Here is a 1,984-nt window from a genome sequence, read left to right as displayed (position 1 = left end):
CAGGTCGGCTCGTTTTTGCTCAAGAAGCTCGAATACCGCGGTTACGACTCCACCGGGGCCGCGTTTTTCAAGGACGACGGGAGCATCAGCCTGAAAAAGAAAGTGGGGTCGCCCACCAAGGTCATCCATGAACTGGACCTGGAAAAAGCGAGCGGCCGCAAGTTCATCGGCCAGGTGCGCTGGGCCACCTACGGCTCGGTGACCGATGAAAACGCCCAGCCGCACGAGGTCAACTGCCGGACCCACCTGCTGGGCGCCCACAACGGCAACATTTCCAACACCGACAGCCTGAAGGAGTTCTTAATCGACGCCCGCCACCGCATCGCCTCGGACAACGACGGCGAGATGCTGGTGCACCTGGTCGAGCACTTTTACCGCGAGCAGCAGCTCCTGCGAAAAAAAGCCGACGCCAAGACCCGGATCGACGACCTGCTGCAGGCCATTCTCCACGCCAACCGCAAGGCAGTCGGATCGTACGCGGCCTGCCTGTCGGCCCCGGACATCGAGGGCATCTTCGCCGTCAAGGCCGGATCGTCGCTTTATGCCGGCAAAGGGGCGGACGAGGAGGGCGATTTCATCGTCGTTTCCTCCGACCTGACGTCGGTCCTGGTCAAGACCCGTTTCCTGATCCCCCTGGTCGAAGGGCAGGGGATCTATTTTACCGCCGGCGACTACTTCGTTTTTTCGCTCGCCGACGGCAGCCGCAGCATGCCCGGGCTGAAGCGGTCGAAACTGAACATCGCCGACATCGCCTTGCAGTCCAAGTATCATTTTTTCATGGAGCAGGAGATCGCTTCCACGGCGGCCAATTTGGAAATAATGCAGAAATACTATTTCTCCCAGGACTGGGAGGAACCGTACTTCTCGTTGTTTGAAAAACATGCCCGAGACTGCAAGGATATCGTCTTCGAACTGCTCAAGCTCTACACCATATTCGATCCAACCCGGCTGAAGGGAGCGTTCCTGAAGATCGTCGCCAGCCCGCACTTTAACGAACTGGTAAAGGAAATCGACGCGCTGCGCCTGCAAGGCCAGCCGGCCGTTACACCTGAGTTTTTCTCCTCCGACGAAGCCCAGCTCCTGCGCGAGCTGCGGGAATTCGGCGAGGAATATTACCCGGCCCTCTTCACCCTGGACCTGATCATCATCTGGAAAAAAAAGCGCAAGGTGATCCGCTTCAAGGAGAAGGCGGTGGCCATTTTCCAGCAGAGCTTCGCCAGCGGCGGCCGGGTGTTTTTCATCGGCTCCGGCACCTCCTACCACGCCGCGCTGACGGCGGGTTACTTCTTCAACCAGCTGACCCGCCTGGGCATCGTTCCCTGCAACCCCGATCTCTTCCGCTCCGTGTACATGAACAGCCTGCGGCCCGGGGACGTGCTGGTGGCCATCACCCAGTCGGGGGAAACCAAGGACCTGGTCGACATCCTGAACCAGGTGCGCGATCAATTCGCCAAAGCGGTCCGCATCATCGCCGTGGTCAACAACGAAAATTCCACCATTCCCCAGGAGAAGGCCGAATTCTTCCTGCCGCTCCTGTGCGGCCCGGAGATCGCCGTCGCCGCCACCAAATCGTTCAGCGCCCAGCTGGCGCTGTTCTACCTGCTCGCGGCCAGCATGAAGAAGGAAACCCTGCTGCCGCAGCAGAAGCTGGAGAAGATCAAGCACCTCAGCGCTTTCACGCTGCAGGCCTGCGATGAGGATGTCACCGAAGTCATGCTCAAGTTCTTCCTGAAACCCTCCATCCACATCCTGGGGACATCGCTGATCGGATTGGCCCGCGAAGGGGCGCTCAAGATCCGCGAGGTGGTGCTCAACCACGCCGAGGGGTACGACGCGGCCGAGTTCAAGCACGGCCCCAACACCATTCTCGGCAAAAGCACCCTGTACTCGTTCACCGACCTGGAAAACGTCCTGGCCGACATGGCCGATTTCAGCCGCCGCCTGCTCCTCGATGCGGACGGCCGCAAAGGCGACCGCGAGGCCA

1 protein-coding gene is annotated in these 1,984 nt (G+C 60.1%); it reads left to right on the top strand.

Translation table 11 applies throughout. The features are described from left to right. Positions 1-1,984: SIS domain-containing protein (locus NTW95_12520; protein MCX6558232.1), on the top strand; the 1,984-nt coding region annotated here is incomplete at both ends.

Source organism: Candidatus Aminicenantes bacterium (genome assembly GCA_026393795.1).
Classification (GTDB): Bacteria; Acidobacteriota; Aminicenantia; order UBA2199; family UBA2199; genus UBA2199.
This window is presented reverse-complemented; position numbering and strand designations above follow the sequence as displayed.